The organism is Streptomyces sp. NPDC028635, from assembly GCF_040637635.1.
GTDB lineage: Bacteria > Actinomycetota > Actinomycetes > Streptomycetales > Streptomycetaceae > Streptomyces.
Window position 1 is genome coordinate 37,573 of record NZ_JBEZWX010000023.1, and the last position, 18,335, is coordinate 55,907.

14 protein-coding genes are annotated in these 18,335 nt (G+C 72.9%); 6 read left to right on the forward strand and 8 right to left on the reverse strand.

The features are described from left to right. Positions 1-16: 16 nt before the first annotated feature. The 3 genes from AB0E88_RS23350 to AB0E88_RS23360 all read right to left on the reverse strand — a co-directional run bounded on the left by AB0E88_RS23350 (position 17) and on the right by AB0E88_RS23360 (position 3,824). On the reverse strand, positions 17-1,585 hold the full coding sequence (locus AB0E88_RS23350; RefSeq protein ID WP_361633460.1) for an MFS transporter: 1,569 nt from the start codon (positions 1,583-1,585) through the stop codon (positions 17-19). Positions 1,586-2,264: 679 nt separating this feature from the next. After that, positions 2,265-3,071 carry an SDR family oxidoreductase gene (locus tag AB0E88_RS23355; protein WP_361633463.1) on the reverse strand — a complete coding sequence of 269 codons (807 nt, stop codon included), beginning with the start codon at positions 3,069-3,071 and terminating at the stop codon, positions 2,265-2,267. A gap of 126 nt (positions 3,072-3,197) precedes the next feature. Continuing rightward, positions 3,198-3,824, reverse strand: coding sequence for a cupin domain-containing protein (locus AB0E88_RS23360; RefSeq protein ID WP_361633466.1), 627 nt, complete (start codon positions 3,822-3,824; stop codon positions 3,198-3,200). A gap of 224 nt (positions 3,825-4,048) precedes the next feature. Between AB0E88_RS23360 and AB0E88_RS23365 the strand changes: the two genes are divergently transcribed. Further along, positions 4,049-5,722 (forward strand): FAD-binding oxidoreductase, encoded by a 1,674-nt coding sequence (locus AB0E88_RS23365; protein WP_361633469.1) that lies wholly within the window; start codon positions 4,049-4,051, stop codon positions 5,720-5,722. 62 nt (positions 5,723-5,784) lie between these two features. On the opposite strand, the gene AB0E88_RS23370 is transcribed toward AB0E88_RS23365, so the two are convergent. Further along, complete coding sequence (locus tag AB0E88_RS23370; RefSeq protein WP_361633472.1) at positions 5,785-6,447, reverse strand: class I SAM-dependent methyltransferase; 663 nt, start codon at positions 6,445-6,447, stop codon at positions 5,785-5,787. A gap of 202 nt (positions 6,448-6,649) precedes the next feature. Between AB0E88_RS23370 and AB0E88_RS23375 the strand changes: the two genes are divergently transcribed. From AB0E88_RS23375 to AB0E88_RS23385, 3 genes are read left to right on the forward strand one after another with little or no spacing between them, the layout of a single operon-like run. Then, positions 6,650-7,216, forward strand: a complete 567-nt coding sequence (locus AB0E88_RS23375; RefSeq protein ID WP_361633475.1) for a flavin reductase family protein — start codon at positions 6,650-6,652, stop codon at positions 7,214-7,216. Between the two features lie 26 nt (positions 7,217-7,242). Continuing rightward, positions 7,243-8,823, forward strand: coding sequence for a 4-hydroxyphenylacetate 3-hydroxylase N-terminal domain-containing protein (locus AB0E88_RS23380; protein WP_361633478.1), 1,581 nt, complete (start codon positions 7,243-7,245; stop codon positions 8,821-8,823). Position 8,824: 1 nt separating this feature from the next. Next, positions 8,825-10,045 carry an MFS transporter gene (locus AB0E88_RS23385; protein WP_361633481.1) on the forward strand — a complete coding sequence of 407 codons (1,221 nt, stop codon included), beginning with the start codon at positions 8,825-8,827 and terminating at the stop codon, positions 10,043-10,045. Between the two features lie 165 nt (positions 10,046-10,210). Here AB0E88_RS23385 and AB0E88_RS23390 read toward each other — a convergent pair whose 3' ends face one another. The 4 genes from AB0E88_RS23390 to AB0E88_RS23405 form a co-directional block, all read right to left on the reverse strand. Beyond that, positions 10,211-11,128 carry an Ada metal-binding domain-containing protein gene (locus tag AB0E88_RS23390; RefSeq protein WP_361633484.1) on the reverse strand — a complete coding sequence of 306 codons (918 nt, stop codon included), beginning with the start codon at positions 11,126-11,128 and terminating at the stop codon, positions 10,211-10,213. 354 nt (positions 11,129-11,482) lie between these two features. Beyond that, positions 11,483-12,868 carry a class I adenylate-forming enzyme family protein gene (locus AB0E88_RS23395; protein WP_361633487.1) on the reverse strand — a complete coding sequence of 462 codons (1,386 nt, stop codon included), beginning with the start codon at positions 12,866-12,868 and terminating at the stop codon, positions 11,483-11,485. 66 nt (positions 12,869-12,934) lie between these two features. Beyond that, the gene (locus AB0E88_RS23400; RefSeq protein ID WP_361633490.1) at positions 12,935-14,044 is read right to left on the reverse strand and encodes a 3-dehydroquinate synthase II; all 1,110 of its coding nucleotides are present in this window, start codon (positions 14,042-14,044) and stop codon (positions 12,935-12,937) included. Beyond that, positions 14,041-14,847, reverse strand: a complete 807-nt coding sequence (locus AB0E88_RS23405) for a 2-amino-3,7-dideoxy-D-threo-hept-6-ulosonate synthase (RefSeq protein WP_361633636.1) — start codon at positions 14,845-14,847, stop codon at positions 14,041-14,043. The genes AB0E88_RS23400 and AB0E88_RS23405 overlap by 4 nt, the downstream gene beginning before the upstream one ends. 222 nt (positions 14,848-15,069) lie before the next feature. On the opposite strand from AB0E88_RS23405, the gene AB0E88_RS23410 reads away from it, so the two are divergent. Further along, the gene (locus AB0E88_RS23410; RefSeq protein WP_361633493.1) at positions 15,070-16,722 is read left to right on the forward strand and encodes an FAD-binding oxidoreductase; all 1,653 of its coding nucleotides are present in this window, start codon (positions 15,070-15,072) and stop codon (positions 16,720-16,722) included. 102 nt (positions 16,723-16,824) lie between these two features. Continuing rightward, positions 16,825-18,333: an FAD-dependent monooxygenase gene (locus AB0E88_RS23415; protein WP_361633496.1), complete on the forward strand. Its 1,509-nt coding sequence runs from the start codon at positions 16,825-16,827 to the stop codon at positions 18,331-18,333. The last annotated feature ends 2 nt before the right edge of the window (positions 18,334-18,335 follow it).

The following is an 18,335-nucleotide window of genomic DNA, read 5'->3' on the forward strand; positions in this document are numbered from 1 at the left end:
ACGGCGGCCGGACCGTTCAGTCACCGGTTCGCGCAGGCCACGGCCGTGGCCGGACCGGTTCGCGCGCGGGCCGTGTCGACCACGGGGTGGCCGCGACGCCGGGTGCGCGGCGGCCGGGGACGTACGGACGCCGGTGCGGGCGGCGCTCCCGGCCCAGGGGGCGAGCGGCCCGGCTCCGCGCCCGGCGGTCCGGGCCGGACGGGCGGAGGCCCGGCAGGAAGAGCAGGGCGCCGACCAGTGCCGGTCCCATCAGCAGGGCTGCCGCCCCGAACGCCTGCCCGGCCCCGGCGGCCACCCCGGTGCCACGGCCGCACACCGCCACCGCGAGCACCGTGCCCAGCGCGGTCCCGAACTGTCCCGCGCACTGCACCAGGCCCGCCGCGAGCCCCGCTCCGCTGCCCCGGAACCGGGCCAGCGCCACGACCTCGCACGACATCCAGATCAACGGAAGCCCCGCGCCGGCCAGGACCAGCCCCGGCAGCATGCCCGAGACGTACCCCGGTGCGTGCGAGCGGGCGGCCAGCGTCCACAGGCCCGCCCCCAGGAGCAGACAGCCGAGCGCACACGGCAGGCGCGGACCGTACCGGGTGAGCAGCGCGCTGCAGGCCCGGCCCACGACGAAGATGCCCCCGACCATGGGAAGCAGCGCCACTCCGGCTGCCGGCGCGCCGAACCCGTAGGTCTCGCGCAGCCGCATCCCGCCGAGGAAGGCGACAGGTGCGGCGGCCGCCGACACGAGCAGGACGCCGGCCGCGCCGCACATCAGGTTCCGGTCGCGTATCAGGGACGAGGGCAGCAGCGGGTGGGGACATCGGCGTTGCCGGTGCGCGAAGAGGGCCGCCGACGCGGACGCGGCGAGCGCCGCGTACGCCGTGTACCGGTCCGCGCCGTGAGCGGCCAGGCGGACCAGGGTGTACACGGCCGCGAGCGATGCGCCGGTCAGCGCGGCGGCCCCGGCCAGGTCGAGGCGGGCACCGCGGGTACGGGGCGGATCGGGCAGCGGGGTGCGGCGCGACACCACCAGGGCGACGGCGATCACGGGGACGTTGATCCAGAAGGCCCAGCGCCAGTCGAGGCCGCTGACCACGAGGCCGCCGCACACCACACCGGCCACCGAGCCGGCGCCGCCCGCGCCCGCCCACAGGGCCAGGGCCCGGGCGCGCTGCTGCGGTGCGGCCGCCGTCACCAGAAGCGACATCGCGGCGGGCACGAGTACGGCCGCTGCCAGCGCCTGCCCGGCGCGGGCGAGGACGAGAAGCGGGCCGCTGGGGGCGGCGCCGCACAGGGCCGAGGCCACGGCGAAGGCGCCCATGCCGTGCAGGAACAGACGCCTTGCCCCGGCCAGATCGGCCAGCCGGCCGCCCAGCAGCTGGAGCCCGCCCACCAGCAGCACGTAGACGTTGGTCACCCATTGCACGGCGTCGAGCGACATCGACAGGTCGCGCCGGATGTCGCTGAGGGCGAGCGTCACGATGCCGCAGTCGGCGTTGGCGAGCAGCGGAGCGAGCACCGCCAGGGCGAGCAGCCGGCGGTCCAGCGGGGGCGCCGCGCGGTCGCGTGGGCGAGCAGGGGCGGCCAAGGCCATGACGGCTCCAGGGAGTTGACATCGATGCCGCCGCGCCGGCCCCGGAGCGGGGCGGACGGAAAGAAGCGGCCCGCGGTCCGCCGTGCGGATCGGCGCCGAGGAAGCGGCGCCTCCCGGTGCGGGCGGGCACGGCGAAAAGGCCACGCACCGGGGCGGTGGCCGGCGGTGACACGGCTGCGAGCCCGGCGATCCGAACGAGTGGCGGCCCTGGGGCCGCGAGACATCACGGCGGGCAGGACAGGAAAGGGGGTGAGGCGGGCGGGGCCCGCGGCAGGGCGCCCGCGACGGCGGGGCGCTGCGGTGGCACGCGGGAGCGAGCGGGGCGCGGCGAAGGCGCGCGGAGCGAGCGGGGCGCGCGGAAGGCGGCCGGGCGGTGCGGAGTTCCCGGAGGACGTCCGTGCCGCCGCGGAAGGCACGGACGGTCTTGGGCGGTGCCGTCGCGGAGCCGGGTCCGGGAGCGGACGGAACCCCTGCGGCCCTCCGCGGACACCGGGGGCCGGCGGCAGACGGCCCCCGGTGCGGAAGCCGCGCACAGCACCGCCGGCGGCGCCGGCGGCCCGCGCGGATCAGGTCACCGCACGCCGCCGGCGGCCGTGGTGCGTCGTACGCCCGGCCGCGGTGCGGCGGCCGGGCACGGGCGGAAGGGCCGGGCTGCGCCGGCCCTCCCGCACGGTGGTGCTCAGAGCTCCTTGAGGAGCCCGCCGTCCACGACGAACTCGGCACCCGTGGTGCTGCCGGAGCGCGGCGACGCCAGCAGCACGACGGCGTCGGCCACCTCCTGCGGCTCCACGAAGCGGCCCGTGGCCAGGTTCAGCATCTCCGGGACGACGCTGTTGATGACGTTGTCCTTGTCGGTGCCGGCCTGGGAGGCGATCATGTCGGCGACGCCGCCCTCGTCGGTCCACCACGGCGTGCGCACCACACCGGGCGACACCGTGTTCACGCGGATGCCCTGGGGGGCGAACTCGCCCGAGAGCACCTTGGTGATGTTGCTCAGGGCGGCCTTCGCCGCACCGTAGTCGACGTTGATCGGCGAGGGCTGCCGGGCGTTGCCGGAGGAGATGTTCACGATCGCGCCGCCGCCGCGCTGCTGCAGGTGCGGGATGGCGGCACGGATGGCACGCACGGCCGAGAACAGGTTGAACTCGAACATGGCACGCCACTCCTCGTCGGAGGCGTGCAGGAACGAGCCGCGGGGCAGGGTCACGCCGGGCGGCGGGCCACCCGCGTTGTTCACCAGGATGTCGAGCCCGCCGAACTGCTCCACGGCGCGTTCGACGACCTGCGCCGGCGCGTCCTCGTCCATGAAGTCGGCCGGGACGTGCACGAGGTTCGGGCCGGCCAGCGCATCCAGTTCCGGGGTGCTCTTGCGGGAGGTGGCCACGACCTTGGCGCCCTCTTCGAGGAGCGTGCGGACGATGGCCAGGCCGATGCCCTTGGAGGCGCCGGTGACGACGGCGACCCGGCCGGAAAGCTGCAGATCCATAAGGTTCCTTCTCGATGGTCGGCCCCGCCCTGAGGTGGGGGAGGAGCGCGGTGCGGTGTGCTCTCGTCATGGGAAACACCGCCGTGCCCGAAGGTGTTGCAGGCGATGTCCACCGGGCCGGCGGGATCAGCGGTGCCAGCGCATGACCTCCTCCGGAAGCTCCTCCAGCTCCGCGATCTCCGACGGCTTGCGGTCCATGTACCGCGGGTCGCACCCCTGGTGCCCCAGCAGCCGGGCGATCGGGGCCAGCACGGTGAACAGGGCGCGCTGCAGCGCCCAGGGGGGCGAGGTGAACCGCACCACGTCGCCGAACTCCAGCGTGGTCACCGCCTGTTGCAGCAGCCGGGGCATGCCCTCGGGTGTGGTCTTGCCGTCCTGCGCGAGCCCGAAGAGCTGGCGCAGCACCAGCTGCTCGAAGCGGTCGCTGTTGGTGCGGATCTCGCAGATGTGAAAGGCCTGCTCACCGCTGCAGTTCCACCAGCGGTGCCGGATGCCGGGCTGGATGAGCACGCTCTGCCCGGGCTTGTCGAGGGTCACCTGGCGCCCGCCGATCAGGAAGGCGACCTTGCCCCGCACCAGCGTGAAGCGTTCCTCGCTCACCGGGTGCAGGTGCTCTCCCGACACGGCGCCGCCGGGCTCGGAGTACACGTCCATCACGGTGCGCGCCCCGTCCGTGTGCGAGGACGGCGTTCTGATCACGACCCGCTCCCTGCACCGCGGGTTCTCGTACACCTCACCGACGCTGACCGTCACCGGCCCCGCCTCCTTCCACCATGGCGAATTCAGCCTGGACTCCGATGGTGGCGACCGGCGGGCCGTCCGACACTCCCCATCTTGCGGTCGTATCCCGGAATGCCCCGTTCAGGGATTCGACCGCAAGATCCGGGGTGTTTTCCGCGATGGCTGATTCGTACTGTCGCGGCGCAGGTCAACGCGTGAAGCGGTGCGCCGAAAATGGCGAGAACGGGAGACGTAGAGTGCGCGACAACAGTGGGATAGGCCGCAGGCGGTTCTTCACGACCGCCGCCGCGCTGGGCGGCACGGCCGCCGTGGGGGGAGCGCTCGCCGGGCGGGCGGCGGCAGCGGAGCAGGAGGCCACGACCGTCACGTTCGCCCCGGTGACGGTGACCCCGGCGGACGCCCAGTACGGGGAGCTCGTGCACGGCATGAACAACCGGTACGTCGGCAGCCCCGAGTCCGTCCAGATCGTGGACGACGTCTCCCAGGTGGCGGGCGTGGTGCAGGCCGCCGTCACGGCCGGCAAACGTCTGACCGTGCGCTCCGGCGGCCACTGCCTGGAGGACTTCGTCTTCAACCCCGAGGTCCAGGTGGTGCTCGACCTGTCCAGGCTCGACAAGGTGTACTACGACGCCGGGCGGCGCGCGTTCGCCGTCGAGACGGGCGCACAGCTCCTGGACGTCTACACCCTGCTCTACCAGGTGTACGGCGTCACCGTGCCCGGCGGCATCTGCTACTCCGTGGCGGCCGGCGGTCACGTCAGCGGCGGCGGCTGGGGCCTGCTGTGCCGCCAGCTCGGCCTGATCATCGACTACCTGTGCGCCGTCGAGGTGGTCGTCGTCGGCGCCGACGGCAAGGTGCGCACCGTCGTGGCGACCAACGACCCGGGCGACCCCAACCGCGAGCTGTGGTGGGCCCACGCGGGCGGCGGCGGAGGCAACTTCGGTGTCGTCACGCGCTACTGGTTCCGCACACCCGGCGCCACCGGCACCGACCCCAAGAAGCTGCTGCCCAAGCCGCCCCGCGAGGTGTACCTGGTGGCGCAGGCCTGGCCGTGGGAGACCATGACGGAGACGAAGTTCTCCCGGTTGGCGCAGAACTACGCGCGCTGGTTCACCGCGCACAGCGCACCCGGCGCCCCCGAACTCGCCCTGGCCAGCTTCCTCGTGCTGACCCACAAGTCCGCCGGCCAGATCGCCATGGTCACCCAGGTCGACGCGACCGCTCCGGGCGCCCGCCAGCTGCTGGACGGTTACCTCGCCGCGATCGCCGACGGCGTCGACGTGCCGACCGTCGCCGTCACCCGCCGCTTCGCCGAGTTCGGCCCGATGGCGAGCTACGCCGAGCCGCGCAAACTCCCCTGGCTGGAGGCCACCCGCTACCTCGGCACCACCAACACCAACCTCACCGACCCGACCTACCGGCAGGAGTACAAGTCCGCGTACATGCGCGCGGCCTTCCCCGACCGCCAGCTCGCGGCGCTGTACAAGCACCTGACGCGCACGGACGTCACCCTGCCCGGCGCGTCCATCACCCTCAGCTCCTACGGCGGCGAGGTCAACCGGCTCGCCCCGTCGGCCACCGGCTATCCGCACCGCGAGTCGTTCTTCAAGATGATGTGGATGTCCCTGTGGAACGACCCCGCCGAGGACGCCGCCTACATTTCCTGGAACCGGCAGTGCTACGCGGAGGTCTACGCCGACACCGGCGGCGTCCCCGTGCCCAACGACGTCACCGACGGCTGCTACGTCAACTACCCGGACAACGACCTGAACGACCCGAAGTACAACACGTCGTCGACGCCCTGGCACGCCCTCTACTACAAGGGCAACTACCCGCGGCTGCAGCAGGTGAAGAAGAAGTACGACCCGACGAACTTCTTCCGCCACGCCCAGTCCGTCCGCCTGCCCTGACCCACGCGTGAAGGCCGCCCCGGTCCTCCCGGGGCGGCCTTCACGCGTGCGCGCAGCGGATCTCAGCGCTTGACGGCGAACGTCAGGCCGTCCGCGTAGGGGATCACGCTCAGCTCCACCCGCTCGTCGTGCAGCAGCCGCGGGTTGAAGGCGCGCAGCGCCTGCGTCTCGGAGTCCTGGGCGGACTCGTCGAGCAGGGCGCCGTGCCACAGCACGTTGTCGACGACGACGAGACCGCCGGGGCGCAGCAACTCGAGCGCGAACTCGTAGTAGGCCGTGTAGTTCTCCTTGTCCGCGTCGATGAAGACGAAGTCGAACGTGCCGGCGGCGTTCTCCTCCTTCAGCAGGTGCTCCAGGGAGGCCCGCGCGTCGCCGATGCGCAGGTCGACCTTGTCCGCCACGCCGGCCCGCTTGCAGTAGTCGAGCGCCATGGCGCCCCACTCCTCGTTGATGTCCAGCCCCACCACACGGCCGTCGGCGGGCAGCGCGAGCGCCGTCGACAGCAGGCTGTACCCGGTGAAGACGCCGACCTCGAGAGTCCGCCGGGCCCCGGTCGCCTTCAGCAGGGTCCGCATGAACTGCCCCTGCTCCGGCGAGATCTGCATCAGGTGCAGGGGAAGCTGCGAGGTCTCCTCACGCAGCTGCCGCAACAGGTCGGGCTCGCGCAGCGAGACATCGGCGACGTAGTCCTGGAGTGCGTCGGTCAACTCGACCTGGAGTCTCATGATGGGCCACCTCGTGTCGGTTACTCGAATCCGAGAAGGAATTACAGGCGCCCGCCCACACCGGTGTCAATCATTTCCGCTCTCCTGGATATTGCGCAGAAATACCCGCCGTTCCCCTCGATCGATCCTTCAGCGGACACCGGCACAATGCCCCTCAGAGAGCGCCGAATTCGAGGGCTCATTTCCTTTTCGAGGAGTGTCGATGGGCGACAGCCGACGCCGCTTTCGTGACTGCCTCGGCCGGTTCGCCACAGGCGTCACCGTGGTCACCGTCGAACACGGCGGCGGCGTGCACGGCGCCACCGTGGGCTCGTTCACCTCCGTCTCCCTCGACCCCCCGCTGGTGATGGTGTCCCTGGACCGGCGCAGCCGGATGTGCGACCTGCTCACGGGCGCGCCGTCGTTCGGCGTGAACATCCTCGCCGCACACCAGCGGGACCTGGCCCTGCACTTCGCCGGCCGGCCCCTGCCCGCCGACACCCCCGTGGCCTGGGACCCCGACGCTGCGGGACCACGCCTGGCCGGCTGCGCCGCCCACCTCGACTGCGTGCCCTGGGCCGCGTACGACGGCGGCGACCACGTGCTGCACATCGGGCGGGTGCGCGCCTTCACGACATGGGACGCGGAGCCGCTGGTCTTCCACGGCGGGGCCTTCCGCCTCCTGGACACCGCGCCCGGCCACCACGTGTGGGCGGGCACCCTCGACGGACCGGCGGACGGCGCCTGGCCGTCGGGAACCGCGGCGCTCCACATCCCCCTGGGTCACTGACCGCCACGACCGGACAAGGACACACCATGACGCTGCAGCAGGGCGAGGCCTCCGCCTCCGCACCGGCTCCCCGCACCACCCGCCCCCTGACCGGCGACGAGTACCTGGAGAGCCTGCGCGACGACCGAGAGGTCTACATCTACGGCGAGCGCGTCGACGACGTCACCAAGCACCCGGCGTTCGCCAACCCCGCCCGGATGACGGCCCGCCTGTACGACGCGCTGCACGACCCGGCCCGCCGTGACGTGCTGACCACCCGCACCGACACCGGGAGCGACGGCTACACCCACACCTTCTTCCGCACCCCGCGCAGCGTCCAGGACGTCGTGCAGGACCGTGAGGCGATCGCCGAGTGGGCCCGCCTCACCTACGGCTGGATGGGCCGCAGCCCGGACTACAAGGCGGCCTTCCTCGGCACCCTCGGCGCCAACTCCGACTACTACGCGCCGTTCCAGGACAACGCACGGCGCTGGTACCGCGAGTCCCAGGAGAAGGTGCTGTTCTGGAACCACGCGATCATCCACCCGCCCGTCGACCGCCACCGCCCGTCCGAAGAGGTCAGGGACGTCTTCGTGCACGTGGAGAAGGAGACCGACGCCGGACTCGTCGTCAGCGGCGCCAAGGTGGTGGCCACCGGCTCGGCCATCACGCACTACAACTTCATCTCGCACTACGGACTGCCGCTGAAGGAGAAGGAGTTCGCGCTGGTCGCGACCATCCCGATGGGCGCGCCCGGCCTGAAGCTGATCTGCCGCCCCTCCTACGCCGCGACGGCCGCCGTCATGGGCAGCCCCTTCGACTACCCGCTCTCCTCACGCCTGGACGAGAACGACACCATCTTCGTCCTCGACAAGGTCCTCATCCCCTGGGAGAACGTCTTCCTCTACGGCGACGTCGACCAGGTCAACGGGTTCGCCCCCAAGTCCGGCTTCATCCCGCGCCTGACCTTCCACGGCTGCATCCGCCTCGCCGTGAAGATCGACTTCATCGCCGGACTGCTGGCCAAGGCCGTCGAGATGACCGGCACCAAGGACTTCCGCGGCATCCAGTCCCGGATCGGCGAGGTGCTCGCCTGGCGCAACATGTTCTGGGCCCTGACCGACGCCGCCGCCCGCAACCCCGAGGAGTGGAAGGACGGGGCCCTGCTGCCGCGCCTGGAGTACGGCATGGCCTACCGCTGGTTCATGACCATCGGCTACCCGCGCATCAAGGAGATCATCGAGCAGGACGTCGCCAGCGGCCTGATCTACGTCAACTCCAGCGCCGAGGACTTCAAGAACCCCGAGGTGCGCCCCTACCTCGACAAGTACGTGCGCGGCTCCAACGGCTACGACGCCGTCAGCCGCGTCAAGCTGATGAAGCTGCTGTGGGACGCGGTCGGCACCGAGTTCGGCGGCCGGCACGAGCTGTACGAACGCAACTACTCCGGCAACCACGAGTCGGTGCGCAGCGACATCTACATGACCCAGATGGAGACCGGCCAGCTCGACGCGTACAAGGGCTTCGCCGAGCAGTGCCTCCAGGAGTACGACCTCGACGGGTGGACCGTCCCGGACCTCGACTCGTTCCAGGGCCTGCGCAGCGCCAGGAAGAACTTCTGGCACTGACATGACCTCCGTTCCCCTCTCGGTGGCACGGCGGCCGGGCCCGGCCCTCGCCGCCCTGTTCCTGGCCACCTTCGTCATGGGCAGCGCCGAACTCGTCGTCGTCGGCCTGCTGAAGCTCGTCGCGGGGGACCTCGCCGTGTCCGTGGACACGGCGGGCACCCTGGTCACCGCCTACGCGCTGGGCATCTGCGCCGGCGGCCCCCTGCTGACCGCGCTGACCATCCGGGTCCGGCGCCGCACCCTGGTGTGGGCGTCCCTCGCCGGATACGTGGCCGGCAATCTGCTGGCCGCCCTCGCCCCGGGCTTCGGCACCCTGCTCGCGGCCCGGGCCGTCACCGGGGCCCTGCAGGGCCTCTTCCTCGGGACGGCGTTCACGGTCGCGGCCGCCCTGGTCCCCCCGGAGCGCACCGGACGCGCGATCTCCGTGGTGTTCGGCGGTATCGCCGTCTCCACGGCGCTCGGCGTCCCGCTCGGCACCCTGGCGGCCCAGCACCTGGGCTGGCGCGCGGCGTTCACGGCCATCGTGGTCCTAGGGACGGTGGCGCTGCTGGCGGCGGCGGTGTGCGTCCCGCCGGTCGACGGCACGGGCACGGGCGGCCTGTGGGCGCAGTCCCGGCACGCGCTGGCACCCCGCGTGCTGGCCGTGCTCGGCGTCGGATTCCTGCTGCTCGGAGGCCAGTTCGCGGCGTTCACCTACATCACGCCGTTCCTGGAGGACGTCACCGGGGTGTCCGGCGCCCGGCTGACCGTCTTCCTCTTCGCCTACGGGGCCGCGACGGCCGCCGGCACCTTCCTGGGCGGCTGGGCGGCGGACCGGGACGCGGCACGCACGCTCGTCGCGGCGAACCTCGCCCTGGTCGTGGCGCTGACGGTCCTGCACGTCGCCGGCGCCTCACGGGTCCTGGTCGCCCTCGCCCTCGTGCTGTGGGGAGTGGTCGGGTTCGGCCTGGTCCCCTCGCTGCAGTACCGGGTCGGGCTGCTCGCCGGCCCCGGCCGTGACCTCGCGGCGACGCTGCCGGCGTCCGCGGTCAACGCGGGCATCGCGGTCGGGGCGGTGGCCGGTGGTGCGGCCGTCTCGCACGGCGGTGCGCGGGACGCGGTGCTGACCGGACTGCTGGTGTGCGCGGTGGCGTTGCCCGCGACGTGGGCATCGGGGCGGCTGCGCCCGGCGGTGGCCGCGCGGACGGCGGCCGCCGGGGCGGAGTCCCGCTCGCCGGGCTGAGCGGAACCCCGGCGCGGCCGGCCCCGGACTCCGTTCCGATGGAACGCGGCTGGGCGCGGGCCCACGGCCGTGTTCCCGGCGGGTCCGGTCAGCCGTACGGCGCCGTGCACGGGGCCGTCCCGCTCCGTCCTGCACCGACGTCACACGGTCGCGCCCCGGCCCGCTTCACCTGCTCGGGACGGCGGCCGGCGCGGCAACCGCGTGCCGTACCCGCACCGTCTGCGTCGGCACCGCGCGCCGCACCCGCACGGTGAACGCGGACCGCCGTATCCGCAGGGGCAGTTCGCGGCCGAGCTGCGGCGGCTCCGCCTCGCGCACGGCCGCGGCGACGGCGGCGGCGAAGTCGTCGTCCGCCGGCACCAGCCGGGCCTGCCGGAACATGGTGCGGAGCTGGTTCAGCAGCCCCGGCACCTCCTCTCCCGTCAGCACCCCGCACACCCCCTTGTCCGTCGTCGCGACGAGGACCGGCCCGAGCGACGACCCCGCCACCGCGTACCGGATGTCCGTGCCGTCGCCGCCCGCCCGGTACGCCTTGGGCGTCATGCCCAGCATCTCCGGGGCCGCCGCGTAGAAGTGACCTCCGGAGTTGAACCCCGAGCTGTACATGGCGTCGGCGATCGTCCCGGACAGCGGCAGGGCCTCGCGCACCCGGCGGGCACGCGCCGCCGCCAGATAGGCGTGCGGGGTGATGCCGGTGAACGACTTGAACAGACGGTGGAAGTGGAAGCGGCTGTAGCCGACCTTGCGGGCCAGCTCGTCGAGACTCGGCGGCAGCGGCGCCTCGTCGATGATCCGGCAGGCCCGGGCCACCGCCTCGGCCGCCGCGGCGTGCCGGTCGGAGTCGTCGGGGCAGCAGCGGCGGCACGGGCGGTAGCCCTCGGCGCGGGCGGCCTCAGGGGTCGGGAAGAAGCGGACGTTCTCCCGCAGGGCCAGCTTCACCGTGCACGAGGGGCGGCTGTACACGCCGGTCGTGGTGACCACGTAGCAGAAGTGGCCGTCCGCGCGGGTGTCCCGGTCCCGTACGGCCTGCCAGCGCGCCTCGTCACAGGGGTACAGCGTTGCGGCGGTCGTCGTCACCGTCATGCTCCGTGCCTTCCATTTCCTCTGGGAGGTCGTTTCTCATGGCTCTCGCGGCGGATGGCGCCACGGACGAAGGGGCAGCGTCCGAGGGCGGCGCGGGGCGGGCGGCCCTGCTAGTGGCGGTGCGGGAGAAGGCCGACGTGAGTGATCCGGCCGCAGCCGGACCACGGACAAGGGGGCGCCGGAGAAGGGGGCACCGGCCCGGCCCCGCCGATGCAGGGAACCCCGCCCACGCGGGGCCCGCCGTGCTCGCGCGCGCCGGACGAAGGGCGCAGGCCACCGCGTCGCCCGCCCGGGCACCGAGCCGCCCGGGCGGGTCTTCGCGTTCCGGCCGCCGTCCCCGGCTGCCGGGACGGCTCACCAGCTGATGCAGCGGCACGCCCCGGGCGGATGCGTGCGGTGCCGGCGCAGGACGCCACGGTCCCGTACGGCCTTGCCGTTGGCGGTGCGGGGCAGCTCCGGCAGCAGGTGGTAGCGGTCCGGCGCCGGCGCCCCGCCGAGGAACCGGCGGCACCAGGAACGCAGGTCCTCGCCGTCCAGTTCCGCGCTGCTCGCCACATGGGCCTCGATCGGGCCGACCCCGAGGACCACCGCGTCCGTGATGTGCCGGTGGGCCCGCAGCACCGACTCGATGCGCAGCAGGTCGACCGAGGCGTCCCCGACGCCCTGGACCCGCCCGCGCAGACGCAGCGCACCGGTACGGGGATCACACGTGACCAGGTCACGGGTGGACATCCAGCCGCCGGTCCACGGCGTGTCGTCGTACAGGTACGGGGACTCGGGGACGTGCACCTCCAGCACCCCGCCGACCACGCGGGTCCGCGCGCCGGGCACCGGAACGCCGACGACGGCGGGGCCGAAGCGGCCGGTGAGGTCGGCGGCGACGAGTCCCGTCTCGGTCGTGCCGTAGGCCTGGCCGACGCGCACCCCGTGGCGGCCGTGGAACACCGCGGGGATCTCGGGCGGCAGGGCGTCCCCGCTCGACACGGCCAGCCGGAGGTGGCGCAGCTCTTCGGGCCCGGTCCGCGCCAGCGGGCGGAAGTGGTGCGGATTGCCGAGCACCACGTGCGCGCCGGAAGCCGCCCGCACGGTCGCCGCCGCAGTGCGCGTCACCGGCAGCACCACCGTCGCGCCGACCGCGAGAGCGTGGAGCACCCCGCCGATCAGCCCGAAGGAGTGCGTGAGCGGCTCCAGCACGGCCACCCGCTCACCGGGGCGCGGTGCGCCCTCCACGGCGGCGAACCGGTCCAGTTCCGTCAGGAGCGAGCCCGGACTCCTGCCGACCGCCTTGGGGCGGCCGGTGGTACCGGACGAGAACTGCACGAGGCAGTGCCCGCCCGCCGCCGGCCGGCCGCCGGAGTGGCGGCGCACCAGCACCTCGCACTCGTCGACGAAGTCGTCCGGCCGCCCGCGGCTCTCGCCGAGCGACACCGAGAACTGCGTCGGCCGCGCCCCGGGCGGGACCGCCCCCGACCACCGGCCGGGCGGTGTCTTTCTCAGCACCACCTGGGCGCCGAGCGACCACAGCGCGAACAGCGTCCACAGGTACGTGAAACTCGCGTTGGCGTACAGGGCGACCGTGCTGTGCGCCCGGATGCCGTGCTGCGCCAGCACATCGGCCAGCCACGCCGTCTCGCGGCGCATCCTGCCGTACGTGACCTCGCGGTCCGCGGCACGCGCCCACACCTTGTCGTCGGCGTGGCGGCCGAGTAGTTCGGCGCCCCACCAGGACCGTTGCGTCATCGCCTCCACCGGACTCCTCGCCGCGGCGCCGGGGCCGCGACGAACGCGGCCCCGGACGCCTGTCGCCTACTTCTCGACGCAGAACTCGCCGACCGGCCAGCCCACGTGGCGCTTGTCGGTGGCCACATGACCCAGCAGTTGGTCGCCCTTCTTCAGCTCCGTCACGTTCAGCACCGCCGCGCCGGGACCGAGGACCCGCACGTGCCAGTCGTCCTGCACGATCAGGCTGACCTCCACGCCCTCCGGCGACACGGCCTTGATGCCGAGCAGCGGGCGGGACTCCAGCTTGATGCGGCCCACCACGATGCGCCGGGTGCGGCCGTCGGCGCCGACGGCGAGCACCGGGCTGCCGGCCTTGAGCTCGCTCAGGTAGTTGGTGCGGTTGTCCGCCCCGAACACATAGCTGTGCAGCGCGCCCGCGTTGATACGGAACGGCCGGGTCGGCATGTACGGCAGCGGGTGCGTCTCGCTCACGCACAGCACGAAGCCGTGCGCGTAGGAGCCCACCAGCATGCCCTCGTCCTTCTCGAAGTGCGTGCACGTGTCGATGCAGACCCGGTCACCGAGGCCGAGGTGCTCGATCGACTCGACGGTGAGCGTCTGCAGCTGCAGGTCCGGGGTCTTCACCCGCAGCATCTCCACCAGTTCGAAGACGTCGTTGGCGGAGCGCGGGGCCACCAGGACGCCCTCCGAGCCCTTCTCCAGGACGTCGACGATGATCTGCGCCTCCTCGATGTCGGAGGCCTGGCAGATCAGCTGTCCCGGCGAGGCGTCCGCCGCGGCGATCACGATCTCCAGCGGGATCTTCGTCGGGTCCTTGAACTCCACCACGGTGAAGGGGAGTTCACGTGCGGCCTCGCAGGCGAGCTTCAGGGTGGGGTCGTCGACGACGTTGACCCAGGCGGCCGTCGCCTTCTCGCCGGCGCGGTGCCGGCTCTCCAGCGCGCCGAGGCTGTCGGCGTCGACGACCTCGCGCAGCACGACCAGGTCCTCCGGGGCCTCCTCGCCGAGGCGCGCGCCGGGCGCGAGGACGCGCTTGACGGTGTTCGGCAGCAGGGCGAGGCGCTCGGGGTCGCTGTCGACGATGCCGTCGACCCGGGCGTGGATCGCGGCGTCGACGACCGCCTCGCGGTGCTCGGCGGGCACGGTCCGGAGGTCGATCCAGGCAAACTTCACAACACACCTGCCATCTCGGTCTGCGGCGCGGGCTCGGACGTGAGCTCGCGGCGGTGAATGATTGAGGCCAGTTCCCGGACCGCCTTCTCGGGCGACGGGCTGGTGAACACCCGCCGTCCCACGGCGAGTCCGGCACAACCCAGGTCCATGGCGGTGACCGCGAACTCGTACAGGTCGTGTTCGGTGGAGCCGCCGCCCGCCACCACCACCGGCAGCGGCGAGGAGGCGATCACCTCTTCCATGCGCTCCGGCGGCGCGACGAGCACCGTCTTGACGATGTCGACGCCCAGATCGGCGGCGATGTTCACCACATGGGCGACGAGCGCCGGGTCGGTCGGATCGGTCACCCGGGGACCGCGCGGATAGATCATGGCCATGAGCGGCATGCCGAAGCGGTCGCAGGCCGCGGCCACGGCGCCGAGGTCGGCGAGCTGCTCCGCCTCGGTGTCGGAGCCGATGTTCACATGGACGCTGACCGCGTCCGCGCCCAGCCGGACCGCCTCCTCCACGTCACCGACCAGCACCTTGGCGTTGACGTCGGGCGCGTGCGCGGTGCTCGCGCTCAGATGCACCACGAGGGAGCACCGCGTGAGCAGCGCCGGGGCGATCATGCGGGCCCTGCCCTTGTGGACGACGACCCCGTCGGCGCCGCCGTCCGCGATGGAGCGGACCAGGTCTCCGAACGCCGCGGCGGTGGCCACGGGCCCGTCGGACACGGAGTGGTCCAGCGGCACGAACAGGAACCGGCCGTCTCCAGGCCGGGACAATCGTGCGAGGCGTACCGACTTACCGGTGAGCGGCATGCTCGACATGACACCCCTCCTCGTTCCTGGTCACAGGGTTCGGATGGGATTCCGCTGGGGGTCCCGGGCTGAACTGTCGCAGTGGCCTCTGAAGAATCGAGCCAGGTGCGTCCCGGGCGCCGAGCACGCCGCAAGATGCGGAGTGCGGCAACCGCCGCACGGTGCCTAGCGTCGGCGGCATCCCGCGTGTGATCCGCACGCGACAGCGGGAGGGGAGGCCCCATGACGCACGGCAGGCGACAGGTGAGCAGACGGGGGGTGCTCGCGGCGAGCGCCGGGATCGGCGGCGGCATGCTGCTGCCCACCGGGCAGGCTGCGGCGCAGCCGGAGGAGCTGGTGACCGTCACCGCGGGCGACGCGCGCTACCCGGACCTCGTCCGGGGCTGGAACCAGCGGTACGTCGGACGGCCCGAGGCGGTCTACGTCCCGCGCTCGACCGCCCAGGTCGCCACCGCCGTCCGGCAGGCGGTCCGGGCGGGCAAGCGGCTCACCGTGCGCAGCGGCGGACACTGCTGGGAGGACTTCGTCTTCAGCCCCGACGTCCAGGCGGTCATCGACATGTCGGCGATGCGGGACGTGGACTTCGACACGTCCATGAACGCCTTCATGGTGCAGCCGGGCGCCCAGCTCCTCGACGTCTACGAGCGCCTGTACCGCACATGGGGCGTCATCGTGCCGGCGGGCATGTGCTTCCAGGTCGGGGCGGGCGGCCATGTCAGCGGGGGCGGCTGGGGACTGCTGTGCCGCCGGCTCGGCCTGGTCGTGGACCACCTGTACGCCGTCGAGGTCGTCGTGGTGAACGCTGACGGCGCCGTGCGCACCGTCGTCGCCACCCGCGAGGACGACGACCCGAACCGCGACCTGTGGTGGGCGCACACCGGCGGGGGCGGCGGCAACTTCGGCGTCGTCACCCGCTACTGGTTCCGCAGCCCCGGCGCGAGCGGCACGGACCCGGCCCGGCTGCTGCCCGCCCCGCCGCCCGAGGTCCTGGTCAGCGCCGTCTCCTGGAAGTGGGCCGACCTGGACGAGCGGTCCTTCACACGACTGGTCCGCAACTACGCCGACTGGCACGTGCGGCACGCCGCCCCGGGCGACCCGGCGACCGCCGTGTGCAGCCTGCTCTCCCTCAACCACGTCTCCAACGGAGCCGTCGGCCTGATCACGCACGTCGACGCGAGCGTGCCCGGCGCGGCCCGGCTGCACGACGAGTTCCTCGCCGCGGTCACCGACGGCGTCGGCGCCGCGCACGGTCCGGTCACCACGCGGATGGGCGAGCTGGCCGCGCTGCCGGACCTGGCCGCCCCGCGCCGCCTGCCCTGGCTGCAGGCCGCCCGCTACCTCGGCACGGCCAACCCCACCACCAACGACCCGACCCAGAAGAGCGACTTCAAGTCGGCGTACATGAAGGCCGGTTTCCCGCAGCGCCAACTGGCCGCGCTCCACCGGCACCTGACCCGCACGGACATCGGCAACCCGACGGGCTCGGTCATGCTCAGCTCCTTCGCCGGCCAGGTCTCGGCCGTCGCCCAGGACGCCACGGCGAGCGCCCACCGGGACGCCGCGTACAAGCTGGCCTGGATGATCTGGTGGGACGACCCGGCCGACGAGAAGGACTGCGTGCGCTGGCTGCGCGAGTTCTACGCCGACATGTACGCCGACACCGGCGGCGTCCCCGTCCCCGGCGCGGTCACCGACGGCTGCTACGTCAACTACCCCGACGCCGACCTCGGTTCGCCGGAGTTCAACCGCTCGGGCACGCCCTGGCACGACCTGTACTACAAGGGCAACTACCGCCGTCTGCAACGCGTCAAGCAGGCGTACGACCCCGGCAACGTCTTCCGGCACCGGCAGTCCGTGCGGCTGCCGGGCAGCTGAACCGGCGCCGTCGTGCAACCCGCCGACGCGGGCCGGTGTTCCTCCTGACGTACCGCGTCCGAACGAACGCCCAGAGTGCCGTCTACCACCGCAGGAGCCCCCATGCCGAACAGCCCAGCCGTGGACACCCAGGTCGCCGTCGTCGGCGGCGGGCCCGTCGGCATGCTGCTCGCCCGGGAACTGGCCCTGCTGGGCGTACGCGTCACCGTCCTGGAGAAGCTGCCCGCGCCGACCGGTGAGTCGAAGGCGGGGACCCTGCACGCCCGCACCGCGCAGACCCTGCACCGGCGCGGGCTCCTCGAGGCCGTGCAGCCCGGCCCGCCCGCCCCGCCGGTGGGCCGTGGTCCCGTGCCGTTCCACTTCTCCGGCATGTTCGACCTCGACCTGAGCCGTGTCGTCACCGAGGGCCCCGTCATGGTGGGCAGTCCGCAGGCCTGGGCCCAGGAGGTGTTCGCGGCCGAAGCCGAACGGCTCGGCGCGCGCATCCGGCGCGGCCGCGAACTCGTCGGCCTCGACGAGGAAGCGGACGCGATGCGCCTGACCGTCCGCGATTCCCGGGGCGTCACGCAGACGCTGCGTGCCTCCTGGGTGGTCGGGGCCGACGGCGCCCGCAGCGCCGTGCGCAGACTGACCGGCATCCCGTTCACCGGCACACCCGCCCGCGTCGGCGCCCTGATCGGCGAGGTCCGCCTGCTGGGACCGGCGCTGGCCCCGCAGGGCTGGCAGCGCAACCCGCGGGGCTGGACCCTGGTGTGGCTCAACCTGTTCGGACGCAGCCGGGTGTGCACCTACGACTTCCGCGGCCCGCATCCCGACCGGCAGGCGCCCGTGACCCTGGACGAGTTCCGGGCGGAGGTGGAGCGGATCGCGGGCCACCCGGTACCGATGGACTCACCGAGCTGGCTCACCCGGTTCAGCGACGCCGCCCTGCAGGCCGAGCACTACCGCGTCGGCAGGGTCCTGCTGGCCGGCGACGCCGCGCACGTCCACTTCCCGGCCGGCGGTCAGGGCGTCAACCTCGGCCTTCAGGACGCCGTCAACCTGGGCTGGAAGCTCGCCGCCGAGGTGCACGGCTGGGCGCCGGCCGGACTGCTCGACACGTACGAGACCGAGCGCGCGCCCATCGCCGAGGCGGTCCTGGAGAACGTGCGCGCCCAGGTGGCCCTGATGGACCCCGACCCGCGCATGGACGCGCTGCGCACGCTGTTCGCCCGGATGATGCACTTCGACGACGTCAACCAGTACCTCGGCGGCATGATCAGCGGAGTCGACGTCCAGTACGACACCGGCCGCGCCGGCGACCCGCTGGCCGGCCGCTTCGCCCCCGACGTGCTGCTGAAGACCGGCGAATCGGTCACCGGGCTCTCCGAACTCCTGCACAGCGCACGGCCGTTGTTGCTGCTGCTGGCCGACTCGCAGGACCTGCTCGAAGCCGTCGAGCCGTGGCGCTTCCGGGTGAACGTGGTGACGGCGACCGCGACCGAGCAGATGGGCACCGACGCCCTGCTGGTGCGGCCCGACGGATACATCGCCTGGTCGGCCCGCGGCGACGCCGCCGACCCGGACACCCTGGCCGGCGCGCTGGGGTGCTGGTTCGGGGACCCCGAGTAGGC

Coding starts and splice junctions, on each gene's coding strand:
- AB0E88_RS23370 (WP_361633472.1), bottom strand. CDS start 6,447: ATGAGACTCCAGGTCGAGTTGACCGACGCACTCCAGGACTACGTCGCC.
- AB0E88_RS23415 (WP_361633496.1), top strand. CDS start 16,825: ATGCCGAACAGCCCAGCCGTGGACACCCAGGTCGCCGTCGTCGGCGGC.
- AB0E88_RS23375 (WP_361633475.1), top strand. CDS start 6,650: ATGGGCGACAGCCGACGCCGCTTTCGTGACTGCCTCGGCCGGTTCGCC.
- AB0E88_RS23350 (WP_361633460.1), bottom strand. CDS start 1,585: ATGGCCTTGGCCGCCCCTGCTCGCCCACGCGACCGCGCGGCGCCCCCG.
- AB0E88_RS23385 (WP_361633481.1), top strand. CDS start 8,825: ATGACCTCCGTTCCCCTCTCGGTGGCACGGCGGCCGGGCCCGGCCCTC.
- AB0E88_RS23380 (WP_361633478.1), top strand. CDS start 7,243: ATGACGCTGCAGCAGGGCGAGGCCTCCGCCTCCGCACCGGCTCCCCGC.
- AB0E88_RS23395 (WP_361633487.1), bottom strand. CDS start 12,868: ATGACGCAACGGTCCTGGTGGGGCGCCGAACTACTCGGCCGCCACGCC.
- AB0E88_RS23405 (WP_361633636.1), bottom strand. CDS start 14,847: ATGCCGCTCACCGGTAAGTCGGTACGCCTCGCACGATTGTCCCGGCCT.
- AB0E88_RS23355 (WP_361633463.1), bottom strand. CDS start 3,071: ATGGATCTGCAGCTTTCCGGCCGGGTCGCCGTCGTCACCGGCGCCTCC.
- AB0E88_RS23390 (WP_361633484.1), bottom strand. CDS start 11,128: ATGACGGTGACGACGACCGCCGCAACGCTGTACCCCTGTGACGAGGCG.
- AB0E88_RS23410 (WP_361633493.1), top strand. CDS start 15,070: ATGACGCACGGCAGGCGACAGGTGAGCAGACGGGGGGTGCTCGCGGCG.